Source organism: Type-C symbiont of Plautia stali (assembly GCF_059730935.1).
Genome location: NZ_AP035924.1, coordinates 111,668 through 137,939 on the forward strand (window position 1 = coordinate 111,668; position 26,272 = coordinate 137,939).

The window sequence follows — 26,272 nt, forward strand, 5'->3', positions numbered from 1 at the left end:
AGTCATGTAAAACAACAGGTTTATCGGGGACACTACTGGCTAATCAGCACCAGCGGCGCGCTATAGCTCACATTGTCCAGCGTAACATCGTCATTAATCACTACGGTCTCGCCGGTCAGCACATTGCGATAGTGGCGATGCGCCAGCGATTCCGGCAGTGCCAGTCGGGTATGACTCCACTGTGCACCATTGAAAATCAGCCGTGGCGTAATCACCAGCAGCGCGTAGTCGCTGTCCTGACGGGCAAAGGCGATCACTTTTTCCGCATGTTCGCCCGATGCACTGAGCGGTTGATAATCACCAAAGCGGAACAACTGCGCATGGTCGCGGCGCAGATGCAGCAGGCGCGCTACCATCTGCTGCTTCAGGCGGCCGCTCAGCCAGTCCTGCTGGCTGGCGAAGTCCGGCGCGGCGTGGACATCCAGCTGCGCCGTCAGCTGAGCGAAATCCGGCTCGCGTCGGTTATCCGGATCGACCAGGCTGAAATCCAGCGCTTCGCAGCCCTGATAGATATCTGGCACGCCCGGCGCGGTCAGTTTGATCACCGTCTGGCTCAGGCTGTTAACCAGTCCGGCCCGGATGAACGGCTGCAGTGCGTGGCTGAAGTCCTGCAGAAACGCCGGATTGGTGGGTGACAGCAGCTGGCGGGCGTACTCCAGCACGGCATTTTCATAAGCTTCATTGCTGTCCGCCCAGTCGGTGCGTAACTTCGCTTCGCGCAGGGCTTTTTCCACAAACGGCAAAAAGCGATCGCGCAGCGCGTCCAATGCCGCCGTGTCCTCCGGCTGCAGCGTGGTGGGCCAGACGCCGGCCAGCGCCTGATACAGCATCCACTCGACCGGCGGTTCGGGAGCCGGGCCGTCCGCCAGCGCGACTACGTGTGGTTGATTCATCTGCCGCCAGCGCGTGACGTTTTCTGCCCACAGCGCCGGCGCTTCGCTCAGGGTATACAGCCGCGCGCGCGCATCTTCGCCGCGCTTGGTGTCGTGCGTGGAGGTGCCGGACAGCCCATCCGGCTGATGCTGCAGTCGGGTTTGCATTTCGCTGTGGAAGCGTTCGAGCGAAAACGCGTGTGGCAGTGGTTCGGCACCCACTTCGTTGATCGCCAGCGCTACGTGATTGCGGAAAAACAGCGTGTCTTCGACCGATTTCGCCATCAGCGGGCCGGTCAGCTGCTGGAAGCGGGCGCGGAATTCCGCCGCATCCTGCTCGCCCTGTTCAGTGATCGCCCCCAGCAGTAATGCCTGCAAAAAGCTCAGCGCCGCAGGCGAGGCGCTGTGTTTAACCTGCTCCAGCACCTGTAATAGCAACGCTTCGCCTTCCAGCGGCATACCGGCTTTGCGGCCGTAGGTGCGATACACCGGGAAGGCGATCAGCAGTTCGCGCAGCGCCACGTGCAGCTCAGCCTCGCTGAAATTGCGATGCACCAGATCGGCTGCCTCGGTAGCCAGCGCCAGCAGGCGGCTGAATTCCCCGGCAAAGTTGCGATCAACCATCAGTTCACGTGCCGCACGCAGGCCAGCCGCCACGTCGTTACGTTCGGCGGATACCGCTTCATAGGCCAGATGCAGCATATCGATCTGATTATCATCAATCAGCGCATGCGATAGCGCGGCGATAAACTCGTAACCGGTGGTGCCGGACACTGGCCAGTCGGCGGGCAGTTGCTCACCGTCTGCGAGAATCTTCTCCACCGTGATATAGCACGCGTCGCCCGCGGCCTGACGCAGCTGTTGCAGATAGCCGAGCGGATCAGCCAGCCCGTCAACGTGATCGACGCGCAGCCCGCTCACCACACCGCTGTGTACCAGTTCAAGAATCAGGCGATGCGAAGCCGCGAACACCTCTTCATCTTCGACGCGCACGCCCACCAGCCCGGTAATTTCAAAGAAGCGGCGGTAGGAGAGCGCGCTGCGCGCCTCACGCCAGTTCATTAGCTGCCACGGCTGTTGCGCATGCAGTTCCGCGATGGCCGCGCGATCGCGCAACGCCAGCACCTCGTCTTTACGCTGCTGCCAGCTGGCGGGCGTCAGCGGATAGTAACTATCGTAATAGACCAGCGCCGGATTGCCGCTGTGCGGATCGGCCTTGATGCTGAGTTCATCATTGGCCAGCACGCGGTCAAAATCATCGCCGAGGAACGGCAGCGTCAGCCTGCGCGACCAGTCGATATCAAAGTAGCGCGCGTAGCGGCTGGCTTCCCCGTGTTCAATCACATCGCGCCACCAGGCATTTTCCAGCGACGCTGCCATGTGGTTAGGCACAATATCGAGAATCAGGCCAATCCCGGCCTGCTGCAGCGCCGCGCTGAGGCGGTCAAAACCGGCGCGTCCGCCAATCGCCGGGTCAATCTCATTGGCATCGGTAACGTCATAGCCGTGCGTCGAGTCGCGCGTGGCGGTAAAAATCGGCGAGGCATAAAGATGGCTGATTCCCAGCTGCTGCAGATAGGGCACCAGCTGCGCTGCGCGGTCAAAGGTCATGCCGTTGCGGAACTGAATGCGGTAAGTCGCGGTTGGAATGCTCATTGCGCTGCTCCTTTTGCCAGACGCACGATGAGGGAGTGCTGCGGCAGCTCGCTGCTTTCCTGTGGCCACGCAAAGAGCGTCTCGCCGGGCATAGCGGGCAGCGGCTGGCTCTGCTGTCCAATATTCAGCGCCAGCGACAGCTGGCCCTGCGGGAACTGCCAGCTGACGGCGACAAAGCCTGGTGCGGTGCGCAGCACCTGGCCGTTATGCCTGCGGGCATCCGCCAGCAGCGGCACGATGTGCTGCTGGCGCAACGCCAGTAGCTGGCGCGTAAGCGTCAGCCACGCCTGGCCTGCGGGATTTTCCACTTTGCTCCAGTCCAGTTTCGAACGCGTGAAGGTCTCTTCAGCATTGGGATCCGGTACCGTATCGTCATGACCGGCGTGACCGGTAAATTCGCGCGCCCGTCCTTCACGCACCGCTTTCGCCAGATCGCCGTGGAAATCGGTAAAGAACAGGAACGGGTTGGTTTCACCGTACTCTTCGCCCATAAACAGCAGCGGAATATGCGGTGACAGTAGCAGGGTGGCGAGCAGCACTTTGGTGCGATCGACACCGGCCAGGCTAATCAGGCGTTCGCCCTGGGCGCGATTGCCCACCTGATCGTGGTTCTGGATGAAATCGACAAACGCGACCGGCGGCTGGCCTGCGCTGGGTACGCCGCGCCGCTGGCCACTCTGTGGCGACAGCTCGCCCTGATAAGCAAAGCCCTCCGTGAGAATGCGCGCGATTAATTTCTCCGGTACGTCGGCGAAATCCTGGTAATACGCATGCGTCTCGCCGGTGGCAAAGACATGAATGGCATTATGAAAATCGTCGTTCCATTCACCGCTGAACAGTGGCGCGTTACCGTCCGCATCGCACGGATGCAGGAAGATCACGTTGCGGCTGTCTTCAGTGGTGAGATGGATCGGGCGGGAGTGGATTTCGCTGCGAATGCGTTCGGCAATCTCAATCAGCACATGCTTGCTGGACGTATCCTCAATCTGGTCGATGGCATCGAAGCGCAGGCCGTCGAGGTTAAACTCCTTCAGCCAGTAGAGCGGCGCTTCGACGATATAACGCCGCGCGGCGTCGACATCGTACGCAATCCCGGCGCCCCACGGCGTCATGCGCTCTTCGTGGAAAAAGGCCGGTGCCAGTAGCGGCAGGTAATTGCCTTCCGGACCAAAGTGGTTGAGCACAATATCCAGCACCACCGACAGTCCCAATGCGTGCGCGGCATCGACAAAGGCTTTGAAATCATCCGGTGAGCCATACGCCGAGTGCGGCGCATACAGCAGAACGCCGTCATAGCCCCAGCCGCGCGTGCCGCCAAACTGCGATACCGGCAGCACTTCGATCATGGTGATACCGAGGTCGGCCAGCGCGGGGAGTTTTGCGATAGCCGCGCGGAAGGTGCCTTCGGCGGTAAAGGTGCCGATGTGCAGCTCGTAGACCACCGTTTCGTGCCAGGGCCGTCCCTGCCAGTCACGCTGCTGCCAGGCGTAATGCTGTGGGTCGATAACCAGAGAAGGGCCGTTGACATCGGCGCGTTGTGCCCGCGCGGCCGGATCGGGTACCGTGCTGCCATCGGCCAGCTCGTAGTGATATGCGCTGCCGTGACCAGGTCCGCGCAGCGTCAGGCTGAACCAGCCATCCTGCTGCGGCTGCATGGCATGCTGCTGACCATCGGCGTGAAGGGTAATTTGCTGCTGACCGGGTGCCCAAAGGCGAAACCGCACGCTGCCGTCAGCAAGGATTTCAGCACCCCAGGATTTTTCCAACGTTGTGGATTCCATTCTATTGCCTCGTTAAGCCCCGCACGGGGAATGGACGACATCAAGCGATTCGCGTTCCTTAAAACCATTTACTCTCTGAATACAAAAGACTAAATGCCCTGGTAGCAAACGGGTACGCAGATAAATCACTGAGTACCCTGAAAAATCATAGCCTATATTTTCAGATTTAATTCCCGCTGCGCTTTAAACAGTACCGTTACGTAAATTTTCCGATTTGTTCGCTTAAGCACCTTTTAATCTCAATCATAGGCTACGCTTATCTCTGCGCAGTTAACCGCTGCGCGAAATAATGCCAGGCGGCACTGTCACCTAAATGAGGAGAACACTGATGAACGAAGATCGTATCAGCGGAAACTGGAAGCAGTTCAAAGGAAAAGTGAAAGAGAAATGGGGCCAGCTTACAGATGACGATTTAGACGTAGCCGAAGGGAAACGCGATCAATTAGTCGGCCGCATTCAGGAGCGCTACGGCTACGGTAAAGATCAAGCAGAGAAAGAAGTCAAAGAGTGGGAAGATAGTAATAAATTTAACTGGTAGTGTTGGTTATCCCCGGCACACTGATGTGCCGGGGTTTTGTTATTTCTGACTGTTTATCATCTCAACCGGATAAATTTAAAATCCGGTTTGCATTTATTCAATACCATTTATTACTTAACCCGAAATTCATATTCATGCCTGTTTTTTCCGCATTAACCCGGCTATTTCTCTGGCCTGACGCGGTGGTAAAACGGCAGCGCATCAGCCGTTGAGAATCTTTCCCGGCCATCATCGCGTGAAGTGCTGTTCAGTCATGATTTTGCCCCACTGATCGCCCTGCCACTCGCGCGTCAGGTTGAAGCCTGCCTGCTCGTAGAGTCGTCTGGCCGCATCCAGACCACTGAAGGTCCACAGTTGCGTTGCGCTAAAGCGCTGACGATCGCAGAACGCCACAGCCTCATGAAGCAAGCGTCGCCCGATGCCGCTACCGCGACACGTCTCGTCAAGAATAAACCAGCGCAGATGGGCCTGATTATTGCCGAGATCCTCTCCGTCAATCGCCACTGAACCGACAATATTATCGTTATGCACTGCCAGCCAGATTTGATTGCGCTCACTTCCCAGCCGTCCGGCAAACTCTGCCAGCCCGCTGGCGACTTTGCCTTCAAAATAGTGACCAAACTGATGATGCCGGGCATAGTAACGGCCGTGCATTTCAGCGATGCGGCCGATCATCCCGGGCCGGTAACCGCTGACGATGTCGATGGCACCTGAGGGAAGTGGCTGCGTGCCGGTCCGACAGCGGCGCAGGGAGTCAGCGTAAGCGCTCAGTCCCTGCGCTACCGTGCGCTGCTGTGCCGGTTCAAGCCCAGCCAGCGCGGCCAGCACCCGTTGTGCCGCATACTGATTGACTCTGGCGACGGTAGCTACCCCCTGCGCAGTCAGTTTCAGCCTTTTAACCCGGGCATCACTGCCGTCGGCGATTTCCTGCACTTCACCAGCCGCCACCAGTCTGGCCAGCATGCGACTGACGCTCGATTTTTCCAGACCGAGCAACTCCACTAACTGTGCAGCAGTCACTGTGCCCTGGGTTTCCATCTCCAGCAGCGTGTGGACAGCAGAAGGCGAATAGTCCGTTGCCGCCAGCGTCGGGCGCATAAACCCGAGTTCACGTACCATCAGTCGGGAGGCGGAACGTATCTGATTAACTAACGATTCAGTGGTCATGGTACAAACGCCCGGTGGTTATAAGGTTGTATAATACAACTATTAATCGGGCTGATTGTCAACAGACTAACCGGCGGCGCCGATACGGGTGAGGGCGAGCGCTCACCCTGGCAAGGCTGCATCACATGAGGGGCAGGAACGAAGCCGCATGATGTTAAAGGGGTCTGCGGTGATCGTCCTTATTAAGCGAAAGCAGCGCGACAAAACTCACTATGGCGGTGGCCATCACATACCAGGCGGGAATATCGGCGTTGCCGGTTTGCTTCATCAGGCCGGTAATGATCAGACCCGCGCAGCCGGAAAACAGCGCGTTGGAGAGCGAATAGGCCAGCCCCAGCCCGGTGTAACGCACGCGGGTCGGGAACATCTCGGCCAGCATCGCCGGTCCCGGTCCGGCCAGCATGCCCACCAGCGCACCGGCGATAAATACCACCAGCGCTTTGATCGCCATACCGCTTTCCGGATGCTGCAACACTTTCAGCAGCGGGAAAGCCAGCACCAGCAGCAAAAACGTCGCCAGCAGCATTAATGTGCGGCGGCCATAGCGATCGCTGAGTATGCCGGCCGGCAGAATGGTGGCGGCAAAGCCGAGGTTAGAGATCACCGCAATCAGCAGCGCCTGGTTAAAGCCGGTATGCAGCGCAGCCTGCAGATAGGTAGGCATGATCACGAGGTAGGTATAACCGGCGGCCGACCATACCATTAACCGGCCAATGCCCAGCACGATAGCGCGCAGCGTGACACCCAGCGATGCCTGCTGTTGTGGTGCCGCCGGTGTCTGGCTGAACTGCGGTGATTCGTCGAGGCCGGTGCGCAGCCACAGCGCCACTGCGCCGAGCGGCAGCGCCAGCAGGAAGGGAATGCGCCAGCCCCAGGCGTTCATGGCGGCGTCTCCCAGCAGCAGCGGCAGTACTGCCACCACGCCCGCGCCCGCCAGCAGTCCGAGCGCCACCGTCAGCGACTGCCATGCGCCATAAAATCCGCGCTTGCCGGGCGGCGCCGATTCGGTCATCAGCGAGACCGCACCGCCGTATTCTCCGCCGGCAAACAGTCCCTGCAAAATGCGTAGCAGTGTAATCAGCAGCGGCGCAGCCACGCCAATGCTGGCATAAACCGGGACCAGACCGATGGCGACGGTGGCCAGCGTCATCAATACCAGCACCGCGATCAGCACCGGTTTACGGCCATAGCGATCGCCCAGGCGGCCAAACAGTACTGCCCCTAACGGGCGAAAAAAGAACGCCACCGCGAAGGCCGCATAGGTGAGGATCAGGCTGGTGAGGGCGCTTTCTCCTTCCAGCTGAAAGAAATGTTTAGCGATCAGCGTGGCCATGAAACCGTACACGGCGAATTCATACCACTCGATAAAATTGCCGACGGATCCGGCAATCAGTACGCGCTTTTGATTAACGGCGGGAGACACGGCAGATGACATCATTAACCCTTAATGAGTAAAAAACAGTCAGAGAATGTCAGTCTACCGCAGCCCGGGGCGATTATCTGAGCTATAAGTCTGACGCAGGGCACAAAAAAAGGTGCGCATTGAGCGCACCTGATGTGAATATCAGCGAGGATTATGCTGGCTGCTGTTTTTTACGGCTGCGCTGTTTACGCAGTTTATCAATCAGTTTATGCGCCTCGGCTTTAGTCGCTACCGCAGGGGATGAACCTTTCAGTGGCTTACGTGCTGTCTCACTCAGCGTCAATACCGTTAACAAACCAATCACGCCGGCACCCATCATGTAATACGCCGGCATCATGGTATTGTGCGTGGTGTCGACCAGCCATGCGGTAATTAACGGTGTGGTGCCACCGAACAGCGAGACTGACAAATTAAAGCCGATAGCCAGCGCGCTGTAACGAATATCGGTGACAAACAGTGCCGGTAATGTCGCTGGCATGGTGCCGCTAAAGCAGGTATGCAGTAAGCCCAGCACGGCCAGACCGGCAAATACCCATAGCATGTTGCCAGAACCAATCAGCATGAACGCCGGGATCGCCAGCACTAATAATCCCAGCGCGCCGAAACCAATCACCGGTTTACGGCCGATGCGGTCGGTAAAATGGCCCCACATTAAGGTCAGCGGCATCATGATAAACATCACCACCATCACCAGCAGCAGACCGGATATTTCGCTCAGTCCCAGAATGCCGGTTAAATAACTTGGCATGTAGGCAGTCAGCATATAATTAGACACGTTAAACAGCAGCACCAGACCAATACACTTCAATAGCGGCTTACTCTGCGTGCGCAGCATTTGCCACAGCGTGAGCTGCGGCTTATTATGTTCGGCCTCTTCACGCTTATCCATGTGCTCTTTAAACGCGGGTGTCTCTTCCAGCTTCAGGCGGATATACAGGCCAAACAGCCCCAGCGGCGCGGCCAGGAAGAACGGAATGCGCCAGCCCCAGTCCATCATCGCCTGATGCGGCAGCAGCGCAATCATACCGGTCACCAGGCTGGCGCCCAGCAGATAACCGGCCAGCGTACCAAACTCCAGGAAGCTGCCCATAAAGCCGCGGCGTTTGTCGGTGGAGTATTCCGCAATAAAGGTGGCGGCACCGCCATATTCACCGCCGGTGGAAAAGCCCTGCACCAGACGCGCCAGTAACAGCAGGATCGGCGCGGCAATACCGATACTGGCATAGCTGGGAATCAGGCCAATACAGAAGGTACCAATCGACATCATAATCATGGTAAAGGCCAGCACTTTCTGCCGGCCAAAGCGATCGCCGAGTGGACCAAATACCATGCCGCCAATCGGGCGCACTAAAAACGCGGCCGCAAAAGTACCAAACGACGCAATAAGCTGCGCGGTATTACTGGCGTCCGGGAAAAATACCTGGCCGATAATCACGGCAAGGTAACTATAAACGCCGAAATCAAACCACTCCATGGTATTACCCAGCGCTGCGGCGCTGACGGCGCGTTTCAATAATTTGTTGTCAATGACGGTAATATCGTCAACGGTCAAATCAGGTTTATTGGTCATCGTTCCGGTGCTCATAAACTCCCCATGAGTAAAATTGGAGCGATCTTATAGCTTTCGCAGCCGGCACTTCACAAAGGGAAATGAAAGCTATAAGAGGCTGAAAGGCGGTCACCTTAGGAAATATTTTATCTTTACGCAAGTTTGCGACATATATCCTTGCAATTAAGCGTAGCGTTAGAGTATGAGACTGTCAAAAGGCGCAGCGGCTGAAATAACCCATTATGCTAATGCTTAAAGCTGATAGCATTCTGCACATGATATTCTTTGGTGAGGCGGTGATTTATAGGGGAATATGCTACATTGCTACAGGATAAGAATGTCGGCTTTGATAAATTTCATACGTTACTGGCAAGTACATCACCAAAGGATTTGGCGCAAAGGAATAGCCAGACTGTTGCCATGCTGGACACCAACCTGCGCCGCCAGTCTCGTAGCGGATTGTCATTGGTGACGTCGCTATACATCGTGGTCTGGCTCAATGACTGTCTTGTCGCGTTAATTATCGTGATTGCCGGCTGAATACATCTTTCAGCCCCTGGAAAAGCAATGCGCGTGATAAACCGCTACCGTCCACCGGAATCAACGTCCTGCGATGAATTTTCCATTGATCCGCAATGCGTTTCAACTCCCAGCGATTCACTACAACGCGATGTATGCGATACCCAGGAGAGCTGCCGTGATTGGCCAGCATGCGTGATTCGCCTTTATCATCCAGATAAATTAACTGTAAATAAGAGGTGACTACCGCGCTGTCTCCGCGCAGATCAATCAAGGGTAATCCGGTAAAATGCGCTAATCCGCTAGCCAGTGCTTCCTCATGCTCAGGCCGCAAAATAAAGGCGGCTATCGCCTCTGCACCCTCCGCACCATCAAGATGAGGGCCGCGATTGAATTCACTCTTTTCCAGATAAACCGATAATGTATATTCCGCCATTGCAGTATCTGCGCTGGGGGATGTGACGCAATCAATTCATAAATAGCCAGTTTGTCTTCGATAATTTGTAATCTCTGGGCTAATTCAAGGTTTTCCTGCAGCATAAAGTGCTCCTGATATTATTTATTAATTATGATTTGAGTGATTATAACGAGATACTTACAGGCGTGAAGTTCCTGTATCTTAATGGTGTGTTAAGTGGCAATTAATAAAGGACATCAATAATGATTAACAGCGCGGAGTATCTGGCTCTACGGGCTTTTGTCGTGGTTGCTCAGCAACTGAATTTCAGAGCCGCTGCGGAAATACTAGGGGTATCCGCGTCAGCCGTCAGTCAGCAAATTACCGCGCTGGAAGCACAACTCGGGCAACGTTTGCTGAACCGGACCACCCGGGCGGTATATCTTACCGATGATGGCAAGTCCCTGTTTCTTCAGACTGCACCCATTATGACTAATCTGCATGAGACCCTGCAGCAGGCACACGCCAGAAGCCAGGATATTAAGGGGCTGATTCGCGTTCATGCTTTTCGATCGGGGGCTGAAATGTTTCTTGATCACAATATTGCCGGGTTTCTTACTGATTATCCCAACGTGCAGCTGGATATCACAACCAGCGATGCGCCGGTCGATCTGAGCCGCGGCGGCTATGATTTATCACTGCGCTTAGGCGAGGTGCTGGAACCGGGATTTGTTGCTATTCCATTAGGCAAGCCGCTCCATCAGATTGTGGTCGCTGCGCCAGCATATCTGGCAAAGCATGGTGCGGTTGAAGTCCCGGAAGATCTGCTTAATCACAATTGCATCGGCTGGCGCTGGCCGGGAAGTAGCAGGGTAGAGCCCTGGCAGTTTTTAAATGAGGGGAAAATTTTTGATATTCCCGTGCATGGAAATCTGGTGGTAGACGATCGCGAAAGGCAGCGGCAGGCCGCTATTGCTGGCGCAGGTATTGCTCAGTTAACGGCGGAACGGGTCAGTGCATCGCTGGCCGCCGGCAAGCTTTGTCGCCTTCTGCAACCCTGGGAGATGGAATTCCCGGGTTATTCACTTTGCTGGATAGCGGGTAAAGCCATGTCACCTGCCATGCGCGCGTTTATACAATGGCTGCGCATAAAATAACCCTGCCCGGAGTGTGCCAGCGCACTCTGTTCACTTCGATTAATCACCACGTTTTTAGCTCATCTTCGCCCGGCTCGACCCTCTTATAAACGTTTACCAGCGGCTTCACGCTGAAACGTTTCATATCTCATTTCCGTACTCAGCCCATTGAAGAGTGGTCAGCGGATGTATACAACAGAACTTGTATACAAGTGCATTTTTTATCCATGTCACCAACACCGGGAAAGACCATGCAAAGTACAGATACTGAAATTGAAAAGCGGGTGATCCGTAAACTGTCGTGGCGACTGATTCCGCTGCTGATTGGCTGCTACGTTATTGCGGTGATCGATCGCGCCAATATCGGCGTGGCCGCCCTCACCATGAATGCCGATCTCGGCATCAGCGCCGCCAGTTTTGGCCTTGCCGCCGGTCTGTTTTTCCTGCCTTACGCCATCCTCGAACTGCCCTCCAATCTGCTGATGGAAAGGGTGGGCGCGCGCTGGTGGATCGCCCGCATTATGGTGACCTGGGGCATCATCTCCGGTGCGCATATGTTTGTATGGAGTGAAAACAGCCTTTATGTCATGCGCGCGCTGCTGGGTGCCGCTGAAGCCGGTTTCTTCCCCGGCATCGTGTTTTATCTCACCCTGTGGTTTCCGGTGGCGTGGCGCGGACGCATTATCGCCTCGTTTATGACCGGCATTCCGATTGCGCTGATTATCGGCACGCCGGTTTCCAGCCTGTTGTTAGAGCTGCACGGATGGCTGGGGCTGCGCGGCTGGCAGCTGATGTTTCTGTTGGAGGCCATTCCGGCGATTGTGCTGGGATTGATCGTCCCCTTTGCGTTGCCCGATAGGCCGGAAGATGCCCGCTTCCTCAACGCAGATGAGCAGCACTGGCTGGTGACAACACTGGCTGCTGAGCGGCAAAAACTGCCGTCGCGCGGCCACGGCGGTCTGCTGAAAGCGCTGTTCAGCCCGCTGGTGTTGTTGTTCAGCCTCACCTATTACGGACTGGCGAACCTCAACGGTGCGGTGAGCACCTTCCTGCCGCTGATCATCAGCGAAACCGGCTTAAGTCATGTTCAGACCGGATTCATCACCATCATCCCTTACGTATTTGGTCTGGCCGGCATGCTGGTGCTGGGACGCATAGCCGATCGTCCCGGGTCGCGTCTGCTGGCCAACTATCTGGCGCTGATCTTCTCCTTTGTCGGGCTGTTATGCGTTGCGTGGTTCGATAACTCGCTGGTGAAAATGATGTTTTTGTGCTGTTCGGCATTTGGCTTTTTCGGTGCGATGCCGGTGTTCTGGGGATTGCCCGCGCAGTTTATCCCGGCATCCGTGGTGGCGGGCGGCCTCGCCCTGATCAATGCGCTGGGAAGTATTGCCAGTGTGGTGAATCCGTGGGTCATCGGCGTGATACGCGACCGCAGCGGCAGTTATAACGGCGGATTTTACTGGCTGGCGGCGATGGCGATGCTCTCGATCATTACCCTGAGCATCATCTTCCGTCGTCAGCGTTTACCGGCTTACCAGGCCAGCAATGAACAACGTGAGGGGCAGTAGTATGAAGATTATTGATGTCCGGTTACTTCAGGTGAAAGGCGTGATGCCGGGAGAGGGCGATTTCTGGGAGGAGCGTCTCGCGCGTCCCACCGATATCTATGCGCAGTTTCGTACCGTGAATAATCATGACGGTGGCGTTCAGCTGGAAGACGGTTTTGCCATTACCACCGTGTTTCTTGAGATCGTTTCTGATGAGGGCGTGGACGGGCTGGCAGGGCCGGTGCCGCATGCCGTTGCATCTATCATTCATGGCCAGCTGCGGCCGTTGTTGCTGGGTCAGGATCCGCGCGACACCGAGCGTTTGTGGGATCAGATGTACCGGGCGCAGATTCATGGGCGTCAGGGCGATGGCATGCTGGCGATCAGCGCGGTGGATTGTGCCTTGTGGGATCTGCGTGCCAAATGGATGCAGCAACCAGTCTTTCGCCTGCTGGGCGGTTCGTTAAGGGAAGAAATACCGGCATACGCATCGATGCTGGGTTTTGCGGTGCAGGATATGGCGCGGGTGCACGAGCGGGCGCTGGAGTATAAGGCGCTGGGATATCGCGGGCAAAAATGGTTTTTCCGCCACGGCCCGATGAGCGGCAGGGAAGGGCTGAAGAAAAACATCGAACTGGCAAAAACGCTGCGCGAAGCCGTGGGGGATGATTACGATCTGATGTTTGATTGCTGGCAGTCGATGGATGTAACGTATCTGCTTGAACTGGCAAAGGGGATCGAGCCGTATCGCCCGCGCTGGCTGGAAGAGTGCGTAATGGCTGACAGAATCGGCAGTATGCAACGACTCAAAGATAAACTGTCCATCCCGATGGCGGGAGGCGAACATGAGTACACGCGCTGGGGCTTCAAACGCTTCTTTGAATCCGGGGCGCTGGATGTGATTCAGCCCGATATCTACTGGTGCGGTGGGCTTTCAGAAACGCTAAAAATTGCCGCTATCGCCACCCTGTACGATTTGCAAGTGATCCCGCACGGTCATTCCAGCATCGCAACGGCCCATTTCAGCACCACGCAATCGCCGATCCACACGCCTTATCAGGAGTATCTGGTGAAATGGAACGATATTCATCAGTACTTCCTGCGCGATCCGCTGGTGCCGCAGAACGGGTTAATCCCGGTACCGCAGGGACCCGGCATGGGCATGGCACTTAATCCAGCGCATATCCAGCAGCAGACATACTTGTTCACCTCATAACCCAACGTTCCCTCAAACAGGCCCGTTATTGTTTGCGGGATCTGTCTCTTGTATACTACAAAACACAGTGCCCATCGTCATTCTGACCCCCTAAATGCTCGCTGTTTAAAGGACGCTCGTCACGCTATGCCCGCCGATAAACTCATCATTGACTGGTCATCGAAAAACATCCTCCGCCCGCAGTCATTGAGCAGCATTCTGGCCGATCATATTCGGGACCTGATCGTGAATTGCCAGATTGCACCCGGTGCATTGATTTCCGAGAACGACATTGCCACCCAGCTTAATGTGAGCCGGACGCCGGTTAGAGCGGCGCTGCAAAAGCTGGAGATGGAGCGTCTGGTGCAAATTATCCCGCAGCGCGGCACTTTTGTGTTTTCGTTTAATGAGCGGGAGATGCGCGAAACCTGTGAGATGCGGCAGATTCTGGAGTCAGGCGCATTAAAGCTGGCGCTGCAACATGATCGTCAGGCGCTGATCGCGCGCCTGAACGAACAGCTGGCGCGTGGACGCGATGCATTACAAAACGCGCCGGAGACCTACCGCGAAACCGATGCGGCGTTTCATATGGCACTGATTGAAGCCAGCCAGAATAGCGAGCTGGTCGGTTTTTACAAAACCAGCATCAACCGCATTCGTGCCTTTCTCAATCACCTGACGCGCACGCCGGATGAGTTTCAGGGTTCGCAAAACGATCATGAGGCGATCGTGGCGCGGTTAACTAATTACGAGGATGAACAGGCGCTGGAACTTCTGCACTGGCATCTTGGCGGCATTATGCGTATGTTCCAGCGGTCGGTGGCGGATGCTGATGTAAACCCGCGCGGTTAAGGCATTCGGAGCAGTGGAAGCCAGATATCATCAATGATTTCCAGCACAACGTCTTCTGAAACGGGCTGCATGGTCATAAACACTTCATGGCGATAGAGATCAAGCGGCAGGTTAATAACCCGGGTTGACCATTGCTTATCCGTTAACTCACTGCGTGCCACAGCGCGCGCGACGATCACTTCACACGGGCCTGGCTCATTGACATCCCCTAGCCGTTTCCGTAACTGGCTGAAGTTGATGCCGGTCTCGCGAAAAAAGTCCGTTATCTGCAGGTTCATCAGGGTCAACATGCGCACGCGACCGACATCAGCATGCCGCAGCAGGGCCAGAGCATCGCCACGCAGGCTGCCCGTGTCAGGGGTCTCAATGAGTTGTGCTTGCCAGGCTTTTTGCGTCGCGGCAAGCAGCAAATCGTTGCGCTGTGGCCAGCGCCTGTGGAGCACCGGCCTGCTGGTTTTAGCGCGTGCCGCCACGGCTTCGTAAGTAAAGCCGTTATAGCCTTGTTCCAGTAAAAGGTCCCAGGCCGCATTCAGGATGGCGTCTTCCAGCTGAGCTCCACGCCGTCGTGTGGCGATGGTTTTTTTTCCCTGATTCATGAGTGTCATAATTGTTCAATCAATGAAAGGTGGCTGATCCCAGGGCTGACCTCGATCAACGATGGGTCGTACCCTGGTTATCACACAACTGACTGTGGCCCGCAATTCGGCTGCCTTGTGCGCACCATGTTTCAGCAGGATATTCTGACGAATTCTCTCCAGCTTCTCGCCCTTATCGTGTATTTCTGTCACCTGCGCATGAATCCTGGCTCCGCAGTAGTCTCGTGCCCTTTCACCCGTCTCCCAGGCGATGAACACAACGGATCTATTCTGGTGGATGTTCCGGAGTGTGACCGACGCCTCGTCACTTATCTCAAACTCAATGGTTCCATCGGGCAACTGACGGGGTGTTCCCATGAAAGCGACATTAGGTTGACCGTCAGCACTTGCCGTACAAAGTAATTTATCATGATGATTGTTAAAGAAATGGCGCAGCGTATTTAACTTCTCATTACCGGATGCGGCCTGTATTAGTGTCATCTCTGCGCTCCACTTTTCATTCGCCCTGATGTCACGCCATTAATATTGGAAAAAAGAAATAAGATACACGATTGAATCTTATTCTTTCAGACTAGCGCAGCCAGTTAAGATACACAAGTGAATCTTATTGGCGCCTGTCAATGGCGCGTTTGCCGGGAGAAAGAGGGTTCATTCTGCTTCTGTTGGGAGCAACTCATTGCTGCAGCGCTGCAGCCACCGCCAAACCTGCCAGCTGCGCGCTGGCCAGCAGTTGCTCAACGCTGTGACCCTGACGCGCTCTGGCAGAAAGTCCGGACATCACGGTACTGACAAAATCGGTCAGGCGCGGCGCATCTTGTGGGTAGCGGGCCGCGATATAGCACCGGATGGTGTCCTCAGCGGCGCGATGAAACACTCTGGCCGCCTCGCGCGCCTGCTGATCCTGACAGCGAATCCCTTCCAGCACCAGACAACCCGCACACACCTCATCTCGGGCATAATGCAGCGCCGCCGCTTTCAGTAACGCATCGAGGGCTTCGGCCACTGGGCGGTCGTCGCGCAGTATCTCAGCCAGTGGAATCGAGCCGGTAGTGGCGTAGCGATCGAGAACGCGGGCATACAATCCGGCCTTGTTACCGAACGCGCTGTAAAAGCTCGGCGGATTGATGCCCAGCGCGTCAGTGACATCGGCGACGCTGACGGCGTCATAACCTTTGGCATGGAATAACCCCTGCGCAACCGCTACGGCGTGTTCGGGGTCAAAGTTACGGGGACGACCAGGTGATTTCATATTTTGTAGTACTCGCTACAAAATTACATTGACATTAAATCGGGCTCATTTTGTAATGCATACTAAGAAATCACACGTGGAGATGCAAATGAGCGTATTTAAAGATAAGCAGGTTCTGGTTCTGGGCGGCAGTCGCGGTATTGGTGCGGCTATCGTGCGTCGCTTTGCTGATGAGGGTGCCAGCGTGACCTTTACCTTCTCAGGTTCGCCGGAGGCCGCCAAAAAACTGGCGCACGAAACCGGTTCGGCTGCCGTTCATACCGACAGCTCAGAGCGCGATGCGGTGATTGCCACCGTGCGCGACAGCGGACCGCTGGATGTGCTGGTGGTCAATGCCGGTATCGCCCTGTTTGGCGATGCGCTGGAACAGGATCCGGACGCGGTCGATCGCCTGTTCCGCATTAACATTCACGCGCCGTATCATGCTGCGGTTGAAGCCGCCCGACAGATGCCAGCCGGCGGCCGCATCATCATTATCGGTTCGGTCAATGGCGACCGTATGCCGATTCCCGGTATGGCGTCTTATGCGCTAAGTAAATCCGCTTTACAGGGGCTGGCGCGCGGCCTGGCGCGGGATTTCGGACCGCGCGGCATCACCATTAACGTGGTGCAACCGGGCCCGATTGATACCGATGCCAATCCGGAAAATGGTCCGATGAAAGATCTGATGCACAGCTTCATGGCCATCAAACGCCATGGCCGTTCTGAAGAGGTGGCTGGCATGGTGGCGTGGCTGGCAGGACCCGAAGCCGGTTTCGTCACCGGCGCCATGCACACCATTGATGGGGCGTTTGGCGCATAACGTCAGTGTCTGAACAGGGCGCTGACCACCGCGCTGAATACCGAACCGGTGGCAAAAGCGTGTTCGGTCATGTGCTCTTCATGGCGCATATCAGCCAGCCGCCGCAGCGCCGCCTGCGCGCTGGCTGCATTAATTTCTTCATCCATCTTGCTGTAACCGTCCGCCATCAGCAGCCGGGCACGTTCCACATCCGATCGTTCCAGCGTGGCGATAACCTGTTGTTTGCGATAAAAAACGTAATCTGTCATAAGTGCGTCCTGTTGCCGTTATCGTGATTATACCGCGGAGGCGATGGTTTAAATCAGCTGAACATCGCACCCTCTTGGTAGCGGCGCAATTAAAACCTGGCCGTTGTATAAACAATTCGCAGCATAGCTGTTTCTCCCCGCGCGACAGGCAACCTATTTTATCAGCCCGGCCCTTCGCTGCCCGCTGCCAGCAGCGGCACCATGACATCACTGATCGGCGTAGCAATAGCATGCTGACGGCCATAGCGCTGTACCACACCATTGCGGGTATCCCACTCCAGCGGGCGGTTGGCCTGGCGATCGGCCAGGATCGAGGTGCTCAGATCGGGCGGCGCGCGGTGAAAGCCATCAATAATTTCCTGCGGCACGCTGTCGTCCAGCACCGCACCGGCCGCGCGCGCCACCGTCAGGCACTCCTGTAAATAGGCTAATCCCAGCTGCGTGATATCGCCGCGGCTAAACATGCCGGCGCGACGGTTGGCCAGCACCATCAAACCGGCGACGGCATTTTGTAACAGCTTGCGCCAGGCGATGGAGAGAAAATCCGCGGCCAGTGCCACCTCACAGCGCGTATCGCGTAGCGCATCCACTACGCGCGCGGCCTGCGGCACATCCGGCAAGGTCAGGCGAGGCTGGGCGCGCAGCCAGACTGACGCATCCGGCTCGCGCTGCGCCGGAAACCACACCACCGAAGGTAATACCGTGGCGCCGTTGACGTAAGGCGCCAGCTGGCTCTGCTGCTCGACGCCATTTTGCAGCGCGCACACCACGGTTTTTTCATCGCACAGAGTGGCCAGCCACGCGGCGCTGTCCGCGACCTGGGTGGTTTTAACCGCCACGAACAGCAAATCGCAGCGTTGTGTCACGTGCGAGGCATCATGCAATACCGGACCGGGCACGCTGATTTTGCCCGCATCGTGGCGCAGCGTTAACTGTGCATGGGCCGTGCGGCCGCACAGCAGCGGGGTGCGCCCGGCTTCATGCAGCACCGCCGCGACGGTGGTGCCAATTGCACCGGGGCCCAGCAGGGCGATTTTACAACGTTCAGACATGCTGCCATCTCCTCATCGCTTAACCGATCATCAGCGTGCCGAGTGCAATCACCGCACACGCCAGCATTTTCCTTACCGTTAATGCTTCACCGAGAAACAGCGCGCCCAGCACGGCGGCAAACAGCACGCTGGTTTCACGCAGCGCCGACACCGCGCCCATCGGCGCTGCCGTCATGGCGTAAATGATGATGCCGTAGGCCAGCAGCGAAACCAGGCCACCCGCCGCGGCGCTCAGCACGCCCGGTCGCCACTGCAGCAGGCTTTTGCTGTCGCGCAGCGCGATGTAGACCGCCGGCATTAATATGCCCCACAAGCTGCACATCCACGCGGTATACGCAAACGCATTGCCGGCAACGCGCACGCCCATGCCGTCCACCACGCTGTACGCGGCGATAAAGGCACCGGTCGCCAGCATGTAGCGCAGGCCCGGCAGCGCCAGTTTGCCGCCGCGCAGCGCCAGCGACACAATGCCAGCGGACACCAGCACAATGCCGCACAGCGTAGTAAAGGCGATGTGCTCGCCGGCAAACAGCGCGGCGGCGCAGGTCACCAGCAGCGGCGACGATCCGCGCGCAATCGGATAGGTCTGGCCGAGATCGCCGCTCTGGTAGCTGCGCACCAGGCACAGGTTATAGCCGACGTGCAGCAGCGCCGAAAGCAGCGCATATTTCCAGCTGGCGCGCGCCGGCAGCGGCAGAAACAGCGTACTGAGCGCACACACCAGCGCGATCGCCACGCACATAATGGTCATTGACCACAGGCGATCGGATCCGCCGCGCAGTAAAGTGTTCCAACTGGCGTGCAGAAGCGCGGCGCACAGCGTTAAGACAATAATGTAATCAGGCATAGGCTGATGCTATGCAGCCGCAAATGGATTGGAAAGCGAAGATTTATCATTGCGCTATGAGTAAAAGCTCATGCTTTACTGATAATCCTGCTGCGCCTGACGTGATTCAGCGAGCAGCCAGCGACGAAAATCAACGATGTGCGGCTGGGTTTCAATGCCCTGCGGACAGACGAAATAGTAGGCGGCGGGCGAGGAAAACGCGACGCTGAACAGCCGCACCAGGCTACCGTCGCGCAGCTCTTTTTCAACGTGACCGCTGCGCGCCAGCGCCACGCCTTGCCCCAGCAGCGCGGCTTCCAGCGTCATATTGGTGTCGGCAAAACGTACGCTCTCCTGTAAGGCATCCAGCGTCAGGCCGACCTGTTTAAACCAGATCTCCCACTTAGGCACCAGATCGGCGCCATCACGCATCAGCAGCGGGTAGCGCAGCAGTTCTGCCGGTTCCTGTGGCGTGCCAAAGCGCTGCAGCAGCGCCGGGCTGGCGACCGGAAACAGCTGTTCACGAAACATAAATTCGCTGTGCAGCGCCGGATAATTGCCATGGCCAAAGCGGATCGCCACGTCAGAATCCTGGCGCGAGAAGGTAATCGCATCATCGGTGCTTTCCAGCGTCACCAGGATTTCCGGGTGCTGGCGCGTCAGGCCCGGCAGGCGCGGCAACAGCCACTTCAGCGCAAACGAGTAGGTGGTATTCACGCGCAGCCGCACGCGGCCTTTCTGCTCGCGTAAGTCGGCTAAGGTGGTTTCCAGATTACTAAAAAACTCGCGCACGATCGGTGCCAGCGCCGCGCCGGCTGGCGTCAGACTCAGCGTTTTGCCGCGCTGAAACAGCTGTACGCCCCAGATCTCTTCCAGGTTTTTGAGCTGATGGCTGACGGCGCTTTGGGTGATAAACAGCTCTTCAGCCGCGGCGGTAAAGGTCGGATGACGCGTCGCCACTTCAAACGCGCGCAGCATGGCGGTAGGCGGTAACTCTCTCATCAGTGCAGCCTTGTTTTATGAGCGTTCACTCATGATAGCGGAATCGTCTGTTTACTCACGAAACTTATTCACCCAGCCCCCAGCTTCGCCTCTCGGCCTGTCACTCTGCTAACAGTGGCCGACACATTCATCACTGAATCGGCGAGCAGCTGAGCGGCCTGATATTTACCGCGTGGCAGTTTTAATTCGCCGCCGGATATGGTTCCCGCTGCGCTCGCGTCCTGACGCTGATTAACTATGTTTATCACTCAATATAAGAATGGGGTGATGAAATGCGAAACCGTGTATTTAGCGCGCTGGCGTTATTGTTATTATCCGGCTGTGGCGCGAATAACAGCGCCTCGCCGGTTACGGCACCTGGTGCGCCGGTAGCGGGGAAAACCGCGCTGCTGGAGAGCGGAGCGGCGGCGTTGCAGTCGCGGCCGCCGATTGAGGCGATCAATACGTATCTGGATGGTTTTCATTATTACTGCGGAAATCAGCAGGGGCAGATGGAAGCCCATCACTACGTCACCATTCTTAATGACGATGTGATGCAGGCGGTTATTTATGACGGTAACAAAAAAGACGCCAAATTAATGGGCGTGGAATATATCATCAGCGAACGTTTATTTAAGCAGCTGCCGGCGCAGGAAAAGCAGTACTGGCACAGCCATCGCTATGAAGTGAAATCCGGTACGCTGATTGCGCCCGGCCTGCCGCCAGCCGCGGAGCACGCGCTGATGAGCAAAATTGTCAACACCTACGGAAAAACCTGGCACACCTGGCATACCGACCGCGATAAAACGCTGCCGCTGGGCGCGCCGACGCTAATGATGGGCTTTACCGCCGACGGTCAGCTCAATCCGGCGCTGCTGGCTGACCGCGATAAGCGCTTTGACGTCGATACCGCGACAATCCGCGCCGACCGCGCGGATATCGCCGCCCATCCGGTGGCGGCAGGTGCCGATCATTGCCGGCGCGTGCATCCGTAACCGGCGATTCCGCTTTACTCGTGATACATCTGGCTGCGCCCGCCGTCGATCAGGATATCAGTGGCATTGATAAAGCGCGCCTCGTCGCTGGCGAGAAACAGCGCGGTGTAAGCCACTTCATCCGGCTCGCCGATGCGTTTACACGGCAGCAGCGCCGCCTGACGCGCGCGCTCTGCCTGCGGATCCGGACAGCTCGCCAGCCAGGCTTCAGCGGCTGGCGTCATGATCAAACCGGGCGAAATACTGTTTACGCGAATGCCCTGCGCGGCGTACTCCACGCCCAGGGAACGCGTCAGGCCGATCAGCCCGTGTTTAGCCACCGGATAAGGGAACGCGCCGGGAATGATTTTGTGCCCGTGCACCGAGGCAACGTTAACGATGTTGCCGTACTGACGGGCCAGCATCGCCGGCAGGACGCTGCGTATCAGGTTGTAAGGCCCTTTCAGATTGGTGTCCATGCAGCGCTGCCAGTCATCCTCGTCCAGCGTCAGCGGATCGCGAAAAACGTTTACGCCAGCGCAGTTGATCAGGATATCAATATCCCCCAGTGCCTGCTGCGCCTGTTGTACCGCGCGGCTAACCTGCTGCGGCTGCGTGACATCGGCTGCGCAGGCCAGACAGCGCTGGCCGGACTGCTGCTGTAGCTGCGCCGCCAGCGCTTCGCTGCTGTGTGCATCGCGATCGAATAGCGCCAGGCGGGCGCCTTCGCGCGCAAACAGGGTGGCGATGGCGCTGCCGATGCCGCTGCCGGCACCGGTAATGATGGCGGTTTTATTGGCTAAACGTGGGGACATAGTCGCTTCCTTATGAGGATGTCGGGAGAATCAGCCAGTCGGCTAGCTCTAAGGTATTATCACCGCGCTGCAGGCGAATCAGCGGCCAGCTGTCGCTGCGCGTGAGCGGCACCAGCCCGCTGCGGCTGAGCAAAAAAGTGTCTTCGCTTTTCACGCCGCTCAGCGTCGGGTTCCACGCCACGGCGGTGTCAGGCTGCACCTCGCCGCGACTCTCCGGGGTGATAATCCAGTCGCGACAGCCGTAACCGGCCGGACCGCCCTGATGATGATCGCGCCACGCCTCAGCGTGACCGTGGCGTTGATAAGCCTGAGTGATGTCGGCAAAAACCGCTGACCAGCTGCGCTGCGCCTGAGTGGCATACAGCATATCGGCGTGGATCTCCGCCAGCGTCAGAATGCGCTGGCGCAGCGCCGCGTCGGGTTCGCCGAGATGCACCAGGCGCGTCAGGCTGACATGCAAACCGTGCCGTTCAGCACCGAGGGTGATCAGCATCATGCGCTGCAGCGTTTTGCGCGTCGGCACCGGATGTTTAAATGCGGCGATGCGCTCATCGGCGGCCACCAGCGTGCACATCGGGCGAATGCCGCGCGCCAGACAGCCGGCGGCAATCTCGGCTTCGACCTGCCATTCGCTGACGCCCGCGCGCAGCTGGCGCGCCACCGTTTCGACAATCTGCGCCGACTCCTGTCCCAGCGTGCGAAAGCGCTGCTGTTCCGGTGCGCTCAGCCCCTGGCGCAGCGTAATCATCTGCGGCTGGATATCGCTCAATCCTGTCATGGGCGTATCGCTGCCGATATGGCCCGCCGGCAGCACGCTGCTCAGCGACTGGTACCACGGAAAGTGCCGGGTCGCACAGCTGAACGTCAGCGGCTCTTCGGCCAGAATGCGCGGTAATTAATTGTCCGGTGCCAGCAGCAGCACGCTGTCGCGGCCGATCAGCAGGCTGGCAACGCCGGTCTCGGCGCGATCCACCACATAATAGCTGGCCCCGTCGGTCAGCCAGGCGATGTTATCGCGGCGCGTCAGCAATACTGCATCCAGCTGCCAGTGCGCCAGCGCCTGTTGCAGGCGCGCCAGTTTGTCACTCATACACGGCCTCCTTGTGCTCGACAAGTTGTGACTGCAGAACCAGTTGCGCAGCGCGATGCGCCACGGCCATCACCACCGCATTGGTGTTGCCGCTGATAATATTCGGCATCATCGAGGCATCCACCACGCGCAACCGCTGTACGCCGCGCACGCGCAGGTCGTCGTGCAGCACCGCCAGCGGATCGTCATCGTTGCCCATGCGGCAGGTGCCAACCGGGTGATAGCCGGTCTTTACCATGCGCCGGCAGTGGGCGCCAATCGCTTCATCACTGGTGACTTCTGCACCAGGGAAAATCTCTTCATCGACCATCTCACGGATGGGCGCGGCGGCCAGCACCTGACGCGCAAAGCGAAAGCCGGCGAGGGTGCGGGCTAAATCGTCCGGATGGCCGAAAATCTGCGTATCGATCACCGGCAGGCTGCTGGCGTTGTTATCGCGCAGCGTGACTTCACCGGTGGCTTTGGGGCGCAGCAGCAGGGAATTCACCGTGACACCGTCACCGGGATCGGCACCCATTACATCTCGATCGAGATAGACCGTCGGCACGCAGAACATCTGAATGGTGGGCGTCGCCGTGAAATCGAGCGGATCGAAAAAGGCGCAGGTTTCCACGCCGGTGGTGGTCACCGGGCCGCTTTTGAACAACAGATATTGCAGTCCGGCTTTGACCATCGGCCAGCCGCGATCCTGACCGTAGTAGCCAAACGCACCGCGCGTGCTGGCAACCACCGGCACTTCGTAATGGTCCTGCAGGTTTTTACCCACGCCCGGCAAGGCATGGCGCACGGTAATACCGTGTTGTTTCAGCTGTTCCTGCGGACCGATGCCGGAGAGCATCAACAGTTTTGGCGTCTGATAGGCACCGGCGGCCAGAATCACTTCGCGGCTGGCGCGCGCCTGTTGCGGCTGGCCATCCTGACGATAGCGCACGCCGCTGGCGCAGGTGCCGTCAAACAGCACCTCTTCAACCTGCGCACCGGTGACCAGCGTCAGCCGTGCGTCATGGCGCAGCGGGTTGATAAACGCATCGACCACGCTGCAGCGCTGTCGTGTCTGACCGTCAATGGTGTGCTGCATGAAGCCGACGCCAGACGGATTGCCGCTGTTAAAATCCGGCGTGTAGGGAATACCCAGCCCCTGCAGGGTTTTGACATAGGCGCGGCTCAGCGGACTGAAGTGGCCGAGATGCGACACTTTCATCGGGCCGCCAACGCCGTGATTGGGTGCGCCGAGGTGATCGTTATCTTCGATGGCGGTAAAGTGCGGCAGCAGCGCCTCCCACGACCAGTCGATGCCCTGATGGCCCAGCGCCTGGTTCCAGTCGGCGTAATCCTGTTTATGGCCGCGCATGTAGACCATGGCGTTGACAGTCGAACCGCCGCCCAGCACTTTGGCCTGCGGCACGATCACGCCGCGTCCGTTGAGCTGCGGCTGCGCTTCGGTTTGATGCATCGTCAGAAACCGGTCGCTGGCGAGAAACTTCATATAGCCGGCGGGCATTTTTAGCACCGGATGGTATTCGTCGCGCCCGGCCTCCAGCAGCAGCACGCGCGCATTTCCTTCGCTGACCAGGCGCGCGGCAACGATACAGCCCGCGCTCCCGCCGCCCACCACAATGTAATCGTACTCTTTCATAACGCTCCGTTTACTCCGATGCGATGGAATCTAACCGGCGCAGGCGCTGCGCCGCCGGGTTGTGCTGCTCGCCCGGATCGAGCGGACTGAGCAGATAACGCCACGAGATAAACGCACTCACCAGATACAGGAAGGCGTAGCCCCAAACCACCCCGAGTGTGCCGAGCAGCGCATTGATTGCGCCGTACAGCGCCGGTCCAAAGAAAGTGGACAAGCCGGCGGCGAAGCAGTAAATCGCCATGGCGTTACCTTTATCCTTCGGCTGGCACAGCGAGGAGAACAGCGCGGCGGCGGGCACGTAGCCGCACAGCGTGATGCCGTACAGGCAGGCGCAGATGACGCTGAGCACAAAGCTGCCGTGGCTCCACTGCGGCACAAAGTACATCAGCAGCATCGAGATGCCGGAACCGAGGCCGCCGAACACCGTCAGCACTTTGCGCCAGCCGATGCGGTCGGTCAGCTTGCCAACGATCGGATTAAAGCTCATGCCCACCAGTCCCATGATGGTGATCAGGCTGAGGTATTCGGTCTGGGAAAAGCCAATCTGTTCGGTGAAAAAGCCCGGCAGAAAAATAAAGAAGCCGAAGTAGGGCGTGGTGTTGATGATGCGCACCACTGCCGCGGCAGCGATGCGCGGCTCACGCCACAGAATATCGATGCCGCCCATCAGCGTGCGCAGCGTGCCCTGCTGACGATGTTCGGCATCCAGCAGCGACTGATAACCGCTGCGCTCTTTCAGCGCCAGCAGCATCACCAGCAGACCGATCGCCACCAGACCCAGCGACAGCCAGAAGGTGGCGTATTCGCCCACCAGGCGGATAGAGAAGATCGCTACCAGCGAACCGAGCGTCGGCAGCCCGCCGGTAAATGCCAGCCAGAACCAGCCGGTGGCGGAGCCGCGCATCTCCGCCGGGGCCGCCGACTGAATCCACACCAGAAAGGCGTAGGCAAACATCGGATAAGCCACGCCGCGCAGGCCATAGGTTAGTGCCAGCAGCAGCACGCTGTGCGACGGCAGCGCCACGGCCAGAAACAGCACTTCAAACACAATCCAGATCAGGCCGCCCGCCAGCATCACTTTACGCGGGCCGATCAGCGTTGACAGCGAACCGGCCAGCCATGAGCCCAGCGTGACGGTGACGCCGTAAAAGGCGATTACCCATGCAGCGATATTCAGGGAAAAGCCGTTTTCGTGCAGATAGGGCGCGAGATAGTTGGACTCGACGCCGTCGCCAATCATAAACAGCAGGACCGCCAGATAGCCCCAGGCCAGCGCGGGCGGAATGCCGAGGCGGATCAGCCACGGATGGGTTGCAGGTGATGTTGTCATTATGTTTTCTCTGTAGGGTTGGTGTCAGCACAGCCAGA

At 57.8% G+C, this 26,272-nt stretch carries 25 protein-coding genes; 7 read left to right on the forward strand and 18 right to left on the reverse strand.

The window, feature by feature from the left end; genetic code table 11:
* Window positions 1–32: 32 nt before the first annotated feature.
* Together treY and treZ are read right to left on the reverse strand one after the other, a co-directional pair.
* Window positions 33–2,528: a malto-oligosyltrehalose synthase gene (gene treY, locus AC6I7J_RS19755; protein WP_215481402.1), complete on the reverse strand. Its 2,496-nt coding sequence runs from the start codon at window positions 2,526–2,528 to the stop codon at window positions 33–35.
* Window positions 2,525–4,309 (reverse strand): malto-oligosyltrehalose trehalohydrolase, encoded by a 1,785-nt coding sequence (gene treZ / locus AC6I7J_RS19760; protein WP_498007396.1) that lies wholly within the window; start codon window positions 4,307–4,309, stop codon window positions 2,525–2,527. The genes treY and treZ overlap by 4 nt, the downstream gene beginning before the upstream one ends.
* Window positions 4,310–4,637: 328 nt before the next feature.
* Between treZ and AC6I7J_RS19765 the strand changes: the two genes are divergently transcribed.
* On the forward strand, window positions 4,638–4,847 hold the full coding sequence (locus AC6I7J_RS19765; RefSeq protein ID WP_021509571.1) for a CsbD family protein: 210 nt from the start codon (window positions 4,638–4,640) through the stop codon (window positions 4,845–4,847).
* Window positions 4,848–5,075: 228 nt separating this feature from the next.
* Here AC6I7J_RS19765 and AC6I7J_RS19770 read toward each other — a convergent pair whose 3' ends face one another.
* From AC6I7J_RS19770 to AC6I7J_RS19785, 4 genes are all read right to left on the reverse strand, one after another.
* Complete coding sequence (locus tag AC6I7J_RS19770; protein WP_150360191.1) at window positions 5,076–6,014, reverse strand: helix-turn-helix domain-containing GNAT family N-acetyltransferase; 939 nt, start codon at window positions 6,012–6,014, stop codon at window positions 5,076–5,078.
* A gap of 154 nt (window positions 6,015–6,168) precedes the next feature.
* A complete protein-coding gene (locus AC6I7J_RS19775) occupies window positions 6,169–7,449 on the reverse strand; it encodes an MFS transporter (protein WP_498007468.1) in 1,281 nt (426 codons plus the stop codon).
* A 139-nt stretch (window positions 7,450–7,588) separates the two neighbouring features.
* Complete coding sequence (proP, locus tag AC6I7J_RS19780; protein WP_031280122.1) at window positions 7,589–9,022, reverse strand: glycine betaine/L-proline transporter ProP; 1,434 nt, start codon at window positions 9,020–9,022, stop codon at window positions 7,589–7,591.
* Between the two features lie 484 nt (window positions 9,023–9,506).
* Window positions 9,507–9,941, reverse strand: coding sequence for a nuclear transport factor 2 family protein (locus AC6I7J_RS19785; RefSeq protein WP_498007397.1), 435 nt, complete (start codon window positions 9,939–9,941; stop codon window positions 9,507–9,509).
* A gap of 224 nt (window positions 9,942–10,165) precedes the next feature.
* On the opposite strand from AC6I7J_RS19785, the gene AC6I7J_RS19790 reads away from it, so the two are divergent.
* From AC6I7J_RS19790 to AC6I7J_RS19805, 4 genes are all read left to right on the forward strand, one after another.
* Entirely contained in the window at window positions 10,166–11,059 is an 894-nt protein-coding gene (locus AC6I7J_RS19790) for a LysR family transcriptional regulator (RefSeq protein WP_021509567.1), read from the forward strand.
* A 230-nt stretch (window positions 11,060–11,289) separates the two neighbouring features.
* Window positions 11,290–12,609 carry an MFS transporter gene (locus AC6I7J_RS19795; RefSeq protein WP_315656932.1) on the forward strand — a complete coding sequence of 440 codons (1,320 nt, stop codon included), beginning with the start codon at window positions 11,290–11,292 and terminating at the stop codon, window positions 12,607–12,609.
* A 1-nt stretch (window position 12,610) separates the two neighbouring features.
* Window positions 12,611–13,804: an enolase C-terminal domain-like protein gene (locus AC6I7J_RS19800; protein ID WP_058781387.1), complete on the forward strand. Its 1,194-nt coding sequence runs from the start codon at window positions 12,611–12,613 to the stop codon at window positions 13,802–13,804.
* A gap of 126 nt (window positions 13,805–13,930) precedes the next feature.
* The gene (locus AC6I7J_RS19805; protein WP_058770507.1) at window positions 13,931–14,635 is read left to right on the forward strand and encodes a GntR family transcriptional regulator; all 705 of its coding nucleotides are present in this window, start codon (window positions 13,931–13,933) and stop codon (window positions 14,633–14,635) included.
* Here AC6I7J_RS19805 and AC6I7J_RS19810 read toward each other — a convergent pair.
* From AC6I7J_RS19810 to AC6I7J_RS19820, 3 genes are all read right to left on the reverse strand, one after another.
* Window positions 14,632–15,240 carry a TetR/AcrR family transcriptional regulator gene (locus tag AC6I7J_RS19810; RefSeq protein WP_081316064.1) on the reverse strand — a complete coding sequence of 203 codons (609 nt, stop codon included), beginning with the start codon at window positions 15,238–15,240 and terminating at the stop codon, window positions 14,632–14,634. The two genes, AC6I7J_RS19805 and AC6I7J_RS19810, sit on opposite strands and share 4 nt — an antisense overlap.
* Before the next feature lie 6 nt (window positions 15,241–15,246).
* Window positions 15,247–15,711, reverse strand: coding sequence for a pyridoxamine 5'-phosphate oxidase family protein (locus tag AC6I7J_RS19815; protein WP_058770508.1), 465 nt, complete (start codon window positions 15,709–15,711; stop codon window positions 15,247–15,249).
* A gap of 193 nt (window positions 15,712–15,904) precedes the next feature.
* A complete protein-coding gene (locus AC6I7J_RS19820) occupies window positions 15,905–16,480 on the reverse strand; it encodes a TetR/AcrR family transcriptional regulator (protein WP_498007398.1) in 576 nt (191 codons plus the stop codon).
* An 88-nt stretch (window positions 16,481–16,568) separates the two neighbouring features.
* Between AC6I7J_RS19820 and bdcA the strand changes: the two genes are divergently transcribed.
* Window positions 16,569–17,282 (forward strand): SDR family oxidoreductase, encoded by a 714-nt coding sequence (gene bdcA / locus AC6I7J_RS19825; RefSeq protein ID WP_498007399.1) that lies wholly within the window; start codon window positions 16,569–16,571, stop codon window positions 17,280–17,282.
* A gap of 2 nt (window positions 17,283–17,284) precedes the next feature.
* Here bdcA and AC6I7J_RS19830 read toward each other — a convergent pair whose 3' ends face one another.
* The 4 genes from AC6I7J_RS19830 to gcvA form a co-directional block, all read right to left on the reverse strand.
* On the reverse strand, window positions 17,285–17,530 hold the full coding sequence (locus AC6I7J_RS19830; protein ID WP_088517540.1) for a hypothetical protein: 246 nt from the start codon (window positions 17,528–17,530) through the stop codon (window positions 17,285–17,287).
* Between the two features lie 161 nt (window positions 17,531–17,691).
* A complete protein-coding gene (locus AC6I7J_RS19835; protein WP_498007400.1) occupies window positions 17,692–18,582 on the reverse strand; it encodes an oxidoreductase in 891 nt (296 codons plus the stop codon).
* A 19-nt stretch (window positions 18,583–18,601) separates the two neighbouring features.
* Window positions 18,602–19,429, reverse strand: coding sequence for an EamA family transporter (locus AC6I7J_RS19840; protein WP_498007401.1), 828 nt, complete (start codon window positions 19,427–19,429; stop codon window positions 18,602–18,604).
* Window positions 19,430–19,504: 75 nt separating this feature from the next.
* Window positions 19,505–20,410: a transcriptional regulator GcvA gene (gcvA, locus tag AC6I7J_RS19845; protein ID WP_215481389.1), complete on the reverse strand. Its 906-nt coding sequence runs from the start codon at window positions 20,408–20,410 to the stop codon at window positions 19,505–19,507.
* Window positions 20,411–20,682: 272 nt separating this feature from the next.
* On the opposite strand from gcvA, the gene AC6I7J_RS19850 reads away from it, so the two are divergent.
* Window positions 20,683–21,384, forward strand: coding sequence for an OBAP family protein (locus AC6I7J_RS19850; protein WP_058758848.1), 702 nt, complete (start codon window positions 20,683–20,685; stop codon window positions 21,382–21,384).
* 14 nt (window positions 21,385–21,398) lie between these two features.
* Here the strand turns inward: AC6I7J_RS19850 and AC6I7J_RS19855 are convergent, their stop codons facing one another.
* The 5 genes from AC6I7J_RS19855 to AC6I7J_RS19875 all read right to left on the reverse strand — a co-directional run bounded on the left by AC6I7J_RS19855 (window position 21,399) and on the right by AC6I7J_RS19875 (window position 26,234).
* On the reverse strand, window positions 21,399–22,178 hold the full coding sequence (locus AC6I7J_RS19855) for an SDR family oxidoreductase (protein WP_215481387.1): 780 nt from the start codon (window positions 22,176–22,178) through the stop codon (window positions 21,399–21,401).
* 10 nt (window positions 22,179–22,188) lie between these two features.
* Window positions 22,189–22,956, reverse strand: coding sequence for a M24 family metallopeptidase (locus AC6I7J_RS19860; RefSeq protein ID WP_498007402.1), 768 nt, complete (start codon window positions 22,954–22,956; stop codon window positions 22,189–22,191).
* Between the two features lie 117 nt (window positions 22,957–23,073).
* Window positions 23,074–23,268, reverse strand: a complete 195-nt coding sequence (locus AC6I7J_RS19865; protein WP_498007403.1) for an aminopeptidase P family N-terminal domain-containing protein — start codon at window positions 23,266–23,268, stop codon at window positions 23,074–23,076.
* Entirely contained in the window at window positions 23,261–24,904 is a 1,644-nt protein-coding gene (locus AC6I7J_RS19870; RefSeq protein WP_498007404.1) for a GMC family oxidoreductase, read from the reverse strand. The genes AC6I7J_RS19865 and AC6I7J_RS19870 overlap by 8 nt, the downstream gene beginning before the upstream one ends.
* 10 nt (window positions 24,905–24,914) lie before the next feature.
* Window positions 24,915–26,234, reverse strand: coding sequence for an MFS transporter (locus AC6I7J_RS19875; RefSeq protein WP_498007405.1), 1,320 nt, complete (start codon window positions 26,232–26,234; stop codon window positions 24,915–24,917).
* Between the last annotated feature and the right edge of the window lie 38 nt (window positions 26,235–26,272).